The following is a 12,489-nucleotide window of genomic DNA, read 5'->3' on the forward strand; positions in this document are numbered from 1 at the left end:
CACCTCGGCATGTGCGTATGCCGGCCGAGTCAGCACTTCGTGACGCCGCGTAGGGCGCGGATCGCGGCATGAGCGCGCACGTGGTCGAGGTCGCTCGCCGGGCTTACCGTCGTGGTAGAAGGTTACCCATGTGACGTTGCTGAATCATCACCAATGAAACTCAAGATGGCTTGGCGACCGAATAAGTTCTACCATCTTGTCAAAGCCAGCGGATCGCTTGATAGCATCCGGCGCAAAGGCAAACCGCGCCAGACCGACGATCATTTTGGAATAGGCAGTTTCCGGGGAGAGCATTTCGCACACTTTGGCATCAGTCAGAGCTCCGGCATTGTCGCCGAGCAAAAGCTTGCTCCTGGCGAGCAAAAAGCGCACGTAACTGTCATGCGGCGCAACTTCTACGGCTCGAATGTACGACTCGTGCGCTGGGTTTCCCATAATCTCTTGCGTAATTCCGAGGTTAGCCCAGATGCGAGCATCCTCCGGATACTTTCGAGTTGCCGCGATGAAAATTTCTAAGCCCAGCTCTGGCGCATTGAGCTCCTTTACCAGCGATGCTGCCAGGCCGTTTACCTCCTTGGCCGACGTCGCGGATTTGCGAAGGCCACGCGCTAAGCGCTCAACTCGGACCTTATCGCCTAGGTGGGCAGCTCGTTGCATCTGCATTATTTGAACTCCTCGGTCCTTCGGATCGATTTCGTGTGCTCGATCCAAATAGTGGTCGAGGAGGTCCAGTCGACCCGTCTCACTGTATAGGCCGATCAACACCGAATGCGCCCGAAGGTCGTTCGGGCAGTTTTCTAACGCCTCTATCGCATATCTTTCTGCTTCCTCGAAGCGTCCCGCCCGACGTAGGGCTGTACTGTAATTGATCCTCAGCACGTCACTGATCGCTCCGCCTTCGTCGTAGACGATGCCATTCCCTCCTGATATCTTGAGCGCTTTCTCATGGAGCTCCAATGATTCCTCATGACGACCCATGCGCGATAGGCTAGCCGCGCGCGCAGAAAGCTCTCCAAAGGTTGGCTTCTTTGCTTCGTAATGCGTTCGGACATGAACAGCAAGCAGCGATGCGACTCTAGCCGCCGATTCGCGCAAGTCAGGAGATGCGGCAAGAAGTGAGGCCAGTGCTGCCGCAATCTCAGGACCTACGTGCGGGCGCACTGCTGATGCCAGATCCTCGGACCTTGTGTTCGCCACTTCTGACGGCCGTAGGCCGGCGAGGAGCTCGAAGGATAGTACGCCGAGCGCGAAGGAGTCTGAGCGCTCATCAGGCATTGTGCCGGCAACCGTTTCGGGCGCCATATACGGCAGGGTTCCCCCCAATGCGACCGGGCTTGATTGCTGGCTAGGACCCACAGAGCGCGCGAGGCCGAAGTCAGATAACTTGGCGTTGAGATTGGCGTCGAGCAGAACATTTTCGGGCTTAAGATCACCGTGAATTACATTGTTATCATGCAGGAATGCCAAGCCGGACGCTACTTGAGTGAGAATGGTCAACTTGCGGGCTTGATCAGCTCGATCTACACGAAGGAAGTCGCGAAGGTCCCCGCCGGGGACGAACTCGAGCGCTAACTCTGGCGGTGAGGCCCTGGGCGTATAACCCAGAATCTGAACTACACATGGGTGCGGAGGCAGCAGGCAAAGATGTGCCGCTTCGTCGTCGAATCGCTCCCTCGCCCCACTTCGCCATTGCGCATTCTTGTCTAATGATTTTATCACTATCATATAGCCGTCTTGGCGGGCACAGACGTATACCGTACCCATCCCTCCGTGCAGAATTTGTTTCACATGGAATCCGCTGTCGATATGCTCACCCACCCGGTAGCGGTCAGGCATTAGCAATTCGCTCCTTTGGCGCCGGGGGATCGGTCGATTCTATTCCCGAGCCTTCGTCGGTTAGCTCCTTAAGGATCTCGCCCGATCGCCACGATTTGATCAAGTCTCCCGACTCCCGGAGGGCCTTCACCGACGTGAGTACCTGTATTCGTGCAATTCTTGCTAGGTCCTGGAACTCCTCAACGGAGACCTTACGCCTTTTTGGGATCTGAATGGCCGCATTAACTGTTGCGAACGCCGCTTCGAGTGAATCGGCTGCAGAATCCATTTTCTGACGCACCACGGCCAGGTTTGCCTTCTCTCGATCTTTCCGTCGCTCAGACAGGTAGAGCTGCCAAACCGCAAGCAAAAAAGAAACGACGGAAATGACGCCTAACACCAAGTCCACAGCGTTGTACTTCACGCGGCTTCGCCTCCACGATTCCGGAAGGGCACGGTTATAGCGTACGAGAACCGGTCAAGGCTTGGTAGAAACGATCATCCGATACCTATCCGCTCATCGGCAGATCCGGACGCCGCCGGGTCGACCAACATGACTGGCTGTAGTTGATCGTTGCAGAGCAAGCTCGGCCGTGAGCCGCAGCCGCACTCATAGATGTCGATAACTGCCGTGCGCTCGGTGGCGATCCGGCGCCCGATCCGACGGAGCTGTTCACCCGGGTTCTGGCGTGGACCGCCCAGCCATCCCCGTGAGGCAGGGCCGGTCAGGCGCTCTCGCGCTTGGCGCGGCTGGGCTGCACGCGCTTGGGTTCGCCGGGCATCTTGGGGTGGTCCGGCGGGTACGGCAGGTCGCCCTGGCCGGCCGCGGCGTCGCGCTCGGCCCACTCCAGCAGGGGCGTGATGTCCCACGGGGAGTCGTCGATGCCGGCGTGCGGGTCGCCCTGCTCGGCGAGGCGGGTCGGGACGCTGCGCAGGTCGAAGTCGTCCGGGTCGACGTCGGGCAGCTCGTCCCAGGTGACCGGGGTGGAGACGGTGGCCCGCGGGTTGGCCCGCAACGAGTACGCGCAGGCGATCGTCCGGTCCCGGGCCATCTGGTTGTAGTCGACGAAGACCCGGGTGCCGCGCTCCTCCTTCCACCAGGCGGTGGTCACCAGGTCGGGGTTGCGGCGCTCCACCTCCCGGGCCAGCGCGATGGTGGCGCGACGCACCTCGGTGAACGTCCAGCGGGGCTGGATGCGCAGGTAGACGTGCACGCCGCGCCCCCCGGAGGTCTTCGGCCAGCCGGTCGCGCCGAGCTCGTCGAGGAGCGCGCGGACCTCCCCGGCGGCGCGCGCCGCGTCGGCGAAGTCGGTGCCGGGCTGCGGGTCGAGGTCGATGCGCAGCTCGTCGGGGCGATCCACGTCGGCGGCGCGCACCGGCCACGGGTGGAAGACGATCGTGCCCATCTGTGCCGCCCAGGCCACGTGCGCCAGGTCGGCCGGGCAGAGTTCGGCCGCGCTGCGACCGCTCGGGAAGGTGATCTGGGCGGTGGTCACCCAGGGCGGCACGCCTCGGGTGGGCACCCGCTTCTGAAAGAACGCCTCACCCTCGATGCCCTCGGGGAAGCGTTGCAGCGTGGTGGGCCGGTCCCGCAGGGCGCGCATGATCCCGTCGCCGACCGCCAGGTAGTAGTGGAAGACGTCCGCCTTGGTGAACCCCCGCTGCGGGAAGATCACCCGGTCCGGACTGCTCAGCCGTACGCTGCGCCCGGCCACCTCGACCTCGGCGACCGCTGCCTTGGTGCCACCCATCCCGCGACCATATGCCACGCCCCCGACGTTCGACGTACCGTTGACGGGTGAGTCTTGACGACAACAACCTGCCCAAGACCGAGGACGAGTGGCGTGTCCGCCTGAGCCCCGAGGAGTTCCACGTCCTGCGGGAGGCCGGCACCGAACGCCCGTGGACCGGCGAGTACGTGGACACCAAAACCCAGGGCGTCTACCACTGTCGGGCCTGCGGTCTGGAACTCTTCTCCAGCGACACGAAGTTCGACTCGCACTGCGGGTGGCCGAGCTTCGACGACGCCATCCCGGGTCGGGTCAAGGAGATCGAGGACCGCAGCCTCGGCATGGCTCGTACGGAGATCCGCTGCGCCCGCTGCGACAGCCACCTCGGGCACGTGTTCCACGACGAGGGCTTCACCCCCAAGGACACCCGGCACTGCGTCAACTCGATCTCGGTCCGGCTGGAACCGCGCTGACGGGCACGCTCAGGGCGTACCCCTGAGCAGCTCGACCTCGGCGCTGCGGGACTGGTCGATCCGCCGGGCCAGATCGCGGACCCGCTCGTTGCGGCCGACGCCGACCTGGGCCCGGGCCAGGTCGGCGGCGGCCCGCTGGTGGTCGGCGAGGACCTCGCGCAGCACCCGGTCGACGTCGGCGTCCGACGCGGCCCGCAGCCGGTCGAGCGCGGTGTCGTCGCCGTGCCCGGCGTGGTCGTGCCCGGCCGCGCTGACGCCCGGCCCGGTCGTGGGCAGCCAACCGCGCATGGCCGACAGCTCGTCGGCCTCGGTCGCCTCGATGGCGGCGGCCAGGGTGCGCAGCGCGTCGTCGCGCAGCCGGTCCCGGGCGAGCCGGACGATCTGCACCGTGCGTTCGCTGTGCCCGATCATCGTGCTCAGGAACACCACGTCGATGCCGCTCATCTCGGCTCCGGCCGGCGGCGCTCCGGCCGGCGGTGCTCCGGCCGCCGCGGGCCCGGCCGCCGCCGACGCGGCCGGGGACGCGGGAGCCGGCGGGCCCTCCGACGGCCCGGCGCAGGCGGTGAGCAGCGACGCGGCGAGCAGGCACGTCAGCAGGGTTGCGCGGGGCATGCCGGGGGCTCCGATCATCCGGGGACGGCGACACGGGTGCGGCCGGGGCCGCACCCGTGCGGGTCAGACCTGTTGCCAGAGCGCCGGCACGTTCGGCGGCTCCCAGCCGGGGATCGCCGTGTGGGCCTGCCGGCAGCGGTACGTCAGTCCGCCGTAGGTGACCTGGTCGCCGACCTGGTACGCCCGGCCGGCGGTCCAGGTGCCACCCGTCGGGGGCGGGGTCGTCGGCGCCGTGGTCGGGCTGGTGGTCGGCCGCGGCGTGAGTGAGGTGGTCGGCGTGGGGGTGGGCGTCGACCCGCCGCCGCCGATCTGCACGTCGATGCAGGAGTAGAACGCGTTCGCGGTGTCGGCGATGTTCCACACGGCGAGGATCTTCTGGCGGCCGGAGAAGCCACCCAGGTTGACGGTGTGCGAGACCGTCGCGCCCGGCTGCTGCCCGTTGCCGTTGACCACGCCGACGCGGGTGTTGCCGATCCAGTACTCCCAGTTGCTGGTGGCGTGCCGGGCGGTGTTGACCCAGGTGAAGGTCAGCGAGCTGCCGACCGACGTGGCCGGCCAGCCCCGACTGTCGTCGTTGAGGACGGCGAACTGGGCGATGCCGGCGTTGCAGCTCTTCAGACCCTTGGGCCCTTCGACGCTCTGCGGCTCGTACTTGATCTGCCCGCAGTCGGGCACCCGGCCCTGCGCGCAGAGCGCCTGCCGGCTCGGTGGGGCGGAGACGTAGCCGTGCGCCTGGGCGGGCGCGGCGACGGTGAGGGTGGCGGCGACAGCGCCCGCCGCCACCAGCGGGACGGTGATTCTTCGACGCATGGGGGCAGCTCCTTCTCCAGGTGCGGTGAGGTGCCCCCAAGGTAATTTAAACTTTATTAACAGTAAAGGCCGTGGTCGATAAATACATCGATGGTGACGACTTCGCTCCTCAGAGTCGCAGCAGGCTGCCGCGGTCGTCGACCACGTCGGCCGTCTCGTCGTCGAGCCAGACCCCGCCGCTGGCGAGATAGCGGAACCGGTACTCCCCCGGGCTGAGCTTCACGGTCACCGTCCGGGTGCCGTCGCGGCGGGCCACCAACTCGTGCCGGCCGGGCTCCCAGTCGTTGAAGGAGCCCACGACGCTCACCGGGCCGGGCGGGGCGTCCCGTGGGAGGCAGAACGTCACCCGGGTCTGGCTGCCGAAGAGCTTGTTGCGTTTGATCATGGCGATCCTCCGGGGGTCACGGCGGTTCATCGGGCCTAACGGACGACACGCCGGAGCCGACACGCCGCCCGGCCCGACCAGCTGGCGGTAATTCGCCCGCCGCCACCCTGCCCTGAGGCACTCTGGTGGCACATGTCCTGATACGGGGGGTTTTTCGGTGGCAACCTGCGAGGTCTGCGGCAACGACTACTGGATGGCGTTCGAGGTGCACACCGTCAGCGGTGACGTGCACACCTTCGACTCGTTCGAGTGCGCGATCCACCGCATGGCACCCATCTGCGAACACTGCCAGATCAAGATCGTCGGGCACGGCGTGGAGGTCAACGGCCGGTTCTTCTGCTGCGGGCACTGCGCCCGCGCGGTCGAGGGCACCGAGGGCGCCGAGATCCGCGACGCCGTCGGCGCCCGCCCCGCCTGACCGCGCGCCCTGCGGTACGGTCGCCCGATGCGGCCACTGCTGGGCGTCCTGCCCCCGCCGCGCTCCTGAGCGGAGCGCCGCGCCCCACACCGACCGGGTGACCGACCCGGGCCGGCCAGTTCGCCGTACGCGCTCCGTCGACGTCGTCCCCGTCAACGTCACCCCACCGGAGCGCACCCGTGTCCACGTCCCGTACCGCGCCGCCGGCCGCCCCGGCCCCGGCCGCCCTGAAGGCCCGCACCGGCCTGATCCAGATCACCGTCACCGGAGTCCTGTGGGGCACCACCGGCGTGGCGGTGCAACTGCTGCGCGAGGGCACCGGGCTCAGCCCGGTGAGCATCGGCTTTTTCCGCCTCGCGATCGCCGCGCTCGTCCTGCTGGCGTGCACCGCCGGCCGGCTCCGCACGCTTCCGGCCGCCCTGCGCGCGGCACCCGTACCGCTGCTGCTCACCGGCGTCGGCCTCGGCCTCTACCAGGCGCTCTACTTCGCCGCCGTGGCGCTCGCCGGGGTCAGCGTGGCCACCGTGGTGAGCCTGGGCCTGGCGCCGGTGCTCGCCGCGACCTGGGAGTCGCTGCGGGCCCGCCGGCTCCCCGGCCCGGTACGCCTCGGCACCCTGGTCACCGCCGTGGCCGGGCTCGCCCTGATCACCGGGGCCACCGCCGAGCCCACCACGGCCGCGCCGGCCCCGCTGCTGGGCCTGCTCGCGGCCGCCGGGTCCGGCCTCGGGTACGCGGTGACGACCCTGATCAGCCGCCAGGTGTCGCAGCACACCGCACCGATGACACTGACTACCATCTCCACTGTGGTCGGCGCGCTGACCCTGGCGCCGATGGCACTGGTCGCCGGCGTCGCCGTCGACGTACGCCTCGACACCCTGGCGCTGTTGCTGCACCTCGGCGTCGTCACCACCGCCGTGGCGTACGCGCTGTTCTACGCCGGGCTGCGCACGACCGCGGGCAGCGTCGCGGCCGTGCTGACCCTGCTCGAACCGCTGACGGCGGCGGCGCTGGCCGTGGCGCTGCTGCACGAGCCGCTCCCACTGCCGGTGCTCCTCGGCGGCGCGCTGCTGCTCGCCGCCGTGGCCGCCACCTACCTCGCACCGACCCGTGGGGACGCCGCGTGAGCCGGCCCGGCCTACCATCGGTGGGTGTCCCAGCAGACCACCGAGATCCGGGTGGCGTCCTTCGCCGACCTGGACGCCCGCACCTTCCACGACCTGCTCAAGCTGCGCATCGACGTGTTCGTGGTGGAGCAGAACTGCCCCTACCCCGAGCTCGACGGGCGGGACGTGGAGCCGGGCACCCGCCACCTCTGGTTGACCGACGGCGGGGCGCCGCTGGCGTACCTGCGGATCCTCGCCGACCCCGACGGCGCCGCCCGGATCGGTCGGGTGGTGGTGGCCCCGCAGGCGCGCGGCGGCGGGCAGGCGGGCCGGCTGATGACGGCTGCGCTGGATCTGGTCGGCAACCGGCCCTGCGTGCTGGAGGCCCAGTCGCACCTGGTCGATTTCTACGCCCGGCACGGCTTCGCGGTGAGCGGCCCGGAGTACGTCGAGGACGACATCCCGCACACCCCGATGCGCCGCAAGGTCATTGACGTCTGACGATCGACCTGGCATCGTGCCGGGTAGAGCCAGCGCGGGAGCAACGCAGTAGGCACGGGAGCGGGCAACTCCCGGCTGTCCGGGTGTCGTCGTCCGACCTCATCCCCCCGGGGGCTCCATGTCCACTCTCGCCCGATCACCACGCGTGCTCCGGCCACTCGCCATCGCGGCGGCCGCCACGCTCCTGCTGACCACCGCGCTGAGCGTCGCGCTGGTCCAGCCCGCCTCCGCGCACGGCTCGGTCGTCGACCCGGCCTCGCGCAACTACAGCTGCTGGCAACGCTGGGGCAGCGACTTCCAGAATCCCCGGATGGCCACCGAGGACCCGATGTGCTGGCAAGCCTGGCAGGCCGACCCGCAGGCCATGTGGAACTGGAACGGGCTGTTCCGCGAGGGTGTGGCCGGCAACCACCAGGCCGCCGTCCCCAACGGCCAACTGTGCAGCGGCGGACGCACACAGAACGGTCGCTACAACGCCCTGGACACCGTCGGCGCGTGGAAGGCCACCCCGGTGTCGAACAACTTCCGGCTGCGCTTCTTCGACCAGGCCAGCCACGGCGCCGATTACATCCGGGTGTACGTGACCAAGCAGGGCTTCAACTCGTCGACCGAGGCGCTCGGCTGGGACGACCTGGAGCTGGCCGGCCAGATCGGCAACACCCCGGCGTCGCAGTGGAACCCGGACACCGGTGGCGTCTCCATCCAGATCCCGGTCAGCGCGCCGGGCCGCACCGGACGGCACATCGTCTACACCGTCTGGCAGGCCAGCCACCTGGACCAGTCGTACTACCTGTGCAGTGACGTGGACTTCTCCGGCGGCACGAGCACGCCGCCGCCCACCACGCCGCCGCCGACGACCCCGCCGCCCACCACGCCACCGCCCACCACCCCGCCCCCGAGCACGCCGCCGCCGAGCACTCCCGCGCCGGCCGGCGCCTGCTACGCGACGTACACGATCACCGGTCAGTGGGCTGGCGGCTTCCAGGCCGAGGTGAAGGTGACCGCGGGGGCCAGCTCGCCGACGCAGAGCTGGTCGGTGAGCTGGAACTTCAACAACGGTCAGAAGGTCGCGTCCGCGTGGAACGCCAACGTCACCACCAACGGCACACTGGTGACCGCGCGCAATGTGAACTACAACGGCGTCCTGGCCGGCGGAGCGAGCACCACGTTCGGCTTCCTCGGCTCGTGGACCGGCAGCAACCCCGTTCCCCTGGTCTCCTGTACGAAGACCAGTTGATCCCCGTCCGGCGCCGCACCCGGGCGGGGGTGCGGCGCCGGCCGGCGGGGATCAGACCAGGCAGTTGACGATCTCGGCGACCGACCGGCGGCGGCCCGTGTAGAACGGGACCTCCTCGCGGACGTGCCGGCGGGCCCCGGAGGCGCGCAGGTCCCGCATCAGGTCGACGATCCGGTGCAGCTCGTCGGCCTCGAACGCGAGCATCCACTCGTAGTCGCCCAGCGCGAACGAGGCGACCGTGTTGGCGCGTACGTCCGGGTAGCCGCGGGCCATCTTGCCGTGCTCGGCCAGCATCTCGCGCCGCTCGGCGTCGGGCAGCAGGTACCACTCGTACGAGCGCACGAACGGGTAGACGCACAGGTAGGGGCGGGCCTCCTCGCCGGCGAGGAACGCTGGGATGTGGCTCTTGTTGAACTCCGCCGGCCGGTGCAGCGCCATCTGCGACCAGACCGGGGTCAGCGCCCGGCCCAGCGTGGTGCGGCGGAACCGCAGGTACGCGTCCTGCAGCGCGTCGCTCGACGCGGAATGCCACCAGATCATCACGTCCGCGTCGGCGCGCAGCCCGGAGACGTCGTACACGCCCCGGATCACCACGTCCTTGCCGGCCAGCTCGTCGAAGAGGGACTCGACCTCACCGGTGACGTTGTCCCGCAGGGACGGCAGTGGGGCGCTGGCCCGGAACACCGACCACATCGTGTAACGGATGCTGTCGTTCAGCTCCCGCAACCGGGCCGCGTTGGTCTGCTCGGTCATCTCGCCGATCCTCCCAGTGCTGTGATGATCTCGTCGGCCGCCGTCTCGCCGGAGCGGACGCAGACCGGTATGCCGACACCGTCGTAGCCGGCGCCGGCCAGGGCCAGGGTGGGATGCGCGGCCCGCAGCGCCGTCCGCGCGGCGGTCACCCGGTCGGCGTGCCCCGGGGTGTACTGGGGCAGCGCGCCGCCCCACCGCTGCACGTGCCCGTCGACCGGGGCGGGCAGCGGGGCGCCGAGCACCGCCGACAGCTCCCGGTGCACGGTCGCGGCCAGGTCCGCGTCCGGGCGTTGGAGCTGCGCCTCCTCGCCGTAGCGGCCCACCGAGGCGCGCACCAGCGCCAGCCCGTCCGGCCGCCGCAGGTGCCCCCACTTCGTGGTGAAGAACGTGGCCGCCTTGATCAGCAGCCCTTCGGTGCTCGGCACCAGGAAGCCGGACAGCTCGGGCAGCAGCGGCTGCGGCAACGCCAGGGTGACCAGCGCGACGCTCGCGTAGTCCAGCTCGCCCACGGCCGAGGCGGCCACCGGGGCCGGGCCGGCGAGCAGCCGGGCCGCCGGCCGGGCCGGCACAGCCAGCACCACGGCGTCCACGTCGACCAGCTCAGGATCGCGGGTCGGGCCGACGGTGAGCCGCCACCCCGTGCCGGTGGGCGTGAGGTCACGCACCGCGGCGTCCCGTCGTACCGTCGCGCCGCTGGCCGTCACCGCGGCCTCGACCAGGGTGCTGAGCCCACCCGCCAGGGTGCCGAAGACCGGGGCGCCCGGCGCGCGCGGCGCGGCGGCCTGCGCCGCCCGGACCGCGCCGACCAGGGTGTGCTCCACCCGCGCGGCACGGGCCAGCGCCGGCATCGTGGTGACCAGCGACAGGTCGTCCGCGCGGCCCGCGTACACGCCACCCAGCATGGGGTCGACCAGCCGGTCGACCACCTCGTCGCCCAGACGGGACCGGACCAGCGCGCCCACCGAGACGTCCGCGTCCGGCCCGACCAGCGGCCGGCCGCCGTCGGTGTCGGCGTCCGCGGCCGGGCGCGCGACCGTGGCCACCCGCTCCAGATCCCCGGGTACGCCCACCAGCGTCCCGCCCGGGATGGGGCGCAGCCCTCCGTCGACGACAAGCGCGGCCTGCCCGACGCTGGGGTGCACGATCTTCTCGGCCAGCCCGAGCCGGCGAGCCAACGCCACCGCCGCGCTCTCGGCCCCGGTCGGGTCGCGCATCAGGAACGACTCGGCGCCGAACTCCACCGGCGCGCCGGCCAACGTCCCGGTGCGCAGCTTGCCGCCCACCGCGCCGGACTGCTCGTACACAGTGATCTCGGTGCCCTCCGGCGCGCGGTCGCGCAGCCGGACCGCGGCGGCCAGCCCGGCGATCCCGCCGCCGACCACCGCCACCCGCCAGGGCTGCCGCATCGCCGTGTCAGCCCTGGTCGGCCCGGCGGCTGGAGACCTCGTGCACCAGCGCGACCACCCGGGTCAGCACGTCCGGGTCGGTCTCCGGCAGCACACCGTGGCCGAGGTTGAACACGTGCCCGGGGGCCGCCCGCCCCTGCGCCAGGATCCGGCGCACCTCGGCCTCCACCACCGGCCATGGCGCGAGCAGCACGGTCGGGTCCAGGTTGCCCTGCACCGCCTTGTCCGGGCCGATCCGGTGCGTGGCCACGTCCAGCGGAGTACGCCAGTCGACGCCGACCACGTCGGCGCCGGCCTCGCCCATCGCGCCGAGCAGCTCGGCGGTGCCGACCCCGAAGTGGATGCGCGGCACGCCCGCGTGCGCCAGCCCGCTCAGCACGGCCGTCGAGTGCGGCAGCACGTAACGGCGGTAGTCGGCCTCGGAGAGCGCGCCCGCCCACGAGTCGAACAGCTGCACGGCGGACACGCCGGCCTCGATCTGCACCCGCAGGAACGCCAGCGTCACCTCGGCCAACCGGCCGCAGAGCGCGTGCCACAGCTCGGGATCGCCATACATCAGCGCCTTGGTCTTCGCGTGGGTCCGCGACGGGCCGCCCTCGACCAGGTAGCTGGCCAGGGTGAACGGCGCGCCGGCGAAGCCGATCAGCGGGGTGTCGCCCAGCTCGACCACCAGTTGGCGGACGGCCTCGTCCACGTACGGGACGTCGTCGCGGCCGATCGGGCGGATCCGCTCGATGTCGGCGGCGGTACGGATCGGCTCGGCCACCACCGGGCCGGTGCCCGGCACGATGTCCAGGTCGATCCCGGCCGCGGCGACCGGCACCACGATGTCGCTGAACAGGATGGCCGCGTCGACCCCGTGCCGGCGCACCGGCTGGAGGGTGATCTCGGTGACCAGCTCCGGGCGACGGCAGGACTCCAGCATCGGCACGGTGGCCCGGATCTCCCGGTACTCCGGCAGTGAGCGGCCAGCCTGGCGCATGAACCAGACCGGGGTGTGCGGGCCGGGCCGACGCCGACAGGCCCGGATGAAGGGCGAGTCGGCCGGGCCGCCGGGGCGCGGGTGTCCGTCTCGGGCGGCAGTGCCCGTGGTGTCCGTGGTCATCGCCGCAATCGTGCCACGCCGCCCGACCCCAGCCCGCCGCGGGTGAACGGAAGGGGACGCACCTAACGTCCGTCGCGCGGCCGGGCGGTCGGGGTACGTGTCGGCGCGCCGTCGAAGCGGGTGGGCCGACGGCGGCATAGG

The 12,489-nt window shown here is 70.2% G+C and carries 14 protein-coding genes; 5 read left to right on the forward strand and 9 right to left on the reverse strand.

From position 1 onward, the window contains the following. Positions 1-147: 147 nt before the first annotated feature. The 3 genes from ABZU53_RS05045 to ligD form a co-directional block, all read right to left on the reverse strand. Positions 148-1,836 carry a protein kinase gene (locus ABZU53_RS05045; RefSeq protein ID WP_355063947.1) on the reverse strand — a complete coding sequence of 563 codons (1,689 nt, stop codon included), beginning with the start codon at positions 1,834-1,836 and terminating at the stop codon, positions 148-150. After that, positions 1,829-2,239: a hypothetical protein gene (locus ABZU53_RS05050; RefSeq protein ID WP_355063948.1), complete on the reverse strand. Its 411-nt coding sequence runs from the start codon at positions 2,237-2,239 to the stop codon at positions 1,829-1,831. Before ABZU53_RS05050 ends, ABZU53_RS05045 begins: the two co-directional genes overlap by 8 nt. A 301-nt stretch (positions 2,240-2,540) precedes the next feature. Further along, the gene (gene ligD / locus ABZU53_RS05055; protein ID WP_355063950.1) at positions 2,541-3,566 is read right to left on the reverse strand and encodes a non-homologous end-joining DNA ligase; all 1,026 of its coding nucleotides are present in this window, start codon (positions 3,564-3,566) and stop codon (positions 2,541-2,543) included. 47 nt (positions 3,567-3,613) lie between these two features. On the opposite strand from ligD, the gene msrB reads away from it, so the two are divergent. Further along, entirely contained in the window at positions 3,614-4,018 is a 405-nt protein-coding gene (msrB, locus tag ABZU53_RS05060; protein WP_355063951.1) for a peptide-methionine (R)-S-oxide reductase MsrB, read from the forward strand. A 9-nt stretch (positions 4,019-4,027) separates the two neighbouring features. Here msrB and ABZU53_RS05065 read toward each other — a convergent pair whose 3' ends face one another. The 3 genes from ABZU53_RS05065 to ABZU53_RS05075 all read right to left on the reverse strand — a co-directional run bounded on the left by ABZU53_RS05065 (position 4,028) and on the right by ABZU53_RS05075 (position 5,825). Further along, positions 4,028-4,630: a DUF305 domain-containing protein gene (locus ABZU53_RS05065; RefSeq protein ID WP_355063953.1), complete on the reverse strand. Its 603-nt coding sequence runs from the start codon at positions 4,628-4,630 to the stop codon at positions 4,028-4,030. Positions 4,631-4,693: 63 nt separating this feature from the next. Further along, a complete protein-coding gene (locus ABZU53_RS05070) occupies positions 4,694-5,440 on the reverse strand; it encodes a lytic polysaccharide monooxygenase (RefSeq protein ID WP_355063955.1) in 747 nt (248 codons plus the stop codon). A 109-nt stretch (positions 5,441-5,549) separates the two neighbouring features. Then, entirely contained in the window at positions 5,550-5,825 is a 276-nt protein-coding gene (locus tag ABZU53_RS05075) for an isoamylase early set domain-containing protein (RefSeq protein WP_354858128.1), read from the reverse strand. A gap of 157 nt (positions 5,826-5,982) precedes the next feature. Here ABZU53_RS05075 and ABZU53_RS05080 point away from each other — a divergent pair, with 157 nt between their 5' ends. The 4 genes from ABZU53_RS05080 to ABZU53_RS05095 all read left to right on the forward strand — a co-directional run bounded on the left by ABZU53_RS05080 (position 5,983) and on the right by ABZU53_RS05095 (position 9,084). Further along, positions 5,983-6,243 (forward strand): Prokaryotic metallothionein, encoded by a 261-nt coding sequence (locus ABZU53_RS05080; RefSeq protein WP_354858130.1) that lies wholly within the window; start codon positions 5,983-5,985, stop codon positions 6,241-6,243. Positions 6,244-6,422: 179 nt separating this feature from the next. Next, a complete protein-coding gene (locus ABZU53_RS05085; RefSeq protein WP_355063957.1) occupies positions 6,423-7,367 on the forward strand; it encodes a DMT family transporter in 945 nt (314 codons plus the stop codon). A gap of 24 nt (positions 7,368-7,391) precedes the next feature. Beyond that, entirely contained in the window at positions 7,392-7,847 is a 456-nt protein-coding gene (locus ABZU53_RS05090; RefSeq protein ID WP_355063958.1) for a GNAT family N-acetyltransferase, read from the forward strand. Between the two features lie 118 nt (positions 7,848-7,965). After that, positions 7,966-9,084 (forward strand): lytic polysaccharide monooxygenase, encoded by a 1,119-nt coding sequence (locus ABZU53_RS05095; RefSeq protein ID WP_355063960.1) that lies wholly within the window; start codon positions 7,966-7,968, stop codon positions 9,082-9,084. A gap of 51 nt (positions 9,085-9,135) precedes the next feature. Here ABZU53_RS05095 and hemQ read toward each other — a convergent pair whose 3' ends face one another. Genes hemQ through hemE form a run of 3 tightly spaced genes read right to left on the reverse strand, consistent with a single transcriptional unit; the run spans position 9,136 to position 12,348 of the window. Further along, positions 9,136-9,837, reverse strand: a complete 702-nt coding sequence (gene hemQ / locus ABZU53_RS05100; RefSeq protein WP_354858136.1) for a hydrogen peroxide-dependent heme synthase — start codon at positions 9,835-9,837, stop codon at positions 9,136-9,138. Continuing rightward, complete coding sequence (gene hemG, locus ABZU53_RS05105; RefSeq protein ID WP_355063962.1) at positions 9,834-11,243, reverse strand: protoporphyrinogen oxidase; 1,410 nt, start codon at positions 11,241-11,243, stop codon at positions 9,834-9,836. Before hemG ends, hemQ begins: the two co-directional genes overlap by 4 nt. Positions 11,244-11,250: 7 nt before the next feature. Continuing rightward, positions 11,251-12,348 (reverse strand): uroporphyrinogen decarboxylase, encoded by a 1,098-nt coding sequence (hemE, locus tag ABZU53_RS05110; RefSeq protein WP_354858140.1) that lies wholly within the window; start codon positions 12,346-12,348, stop codon positions 11,251-11,253. Positions 12,349-12,489 lie beyond the last annotated feature (141 nt).

Source organism: Micromonospora sp. NPDC005194 (assembly GCF_040608335.1).
Lineage (GTDB): Bacteria > Actinomycetota > Actinomycetes > Mycobacteriales > Micromonosporaceae > Micromonospora.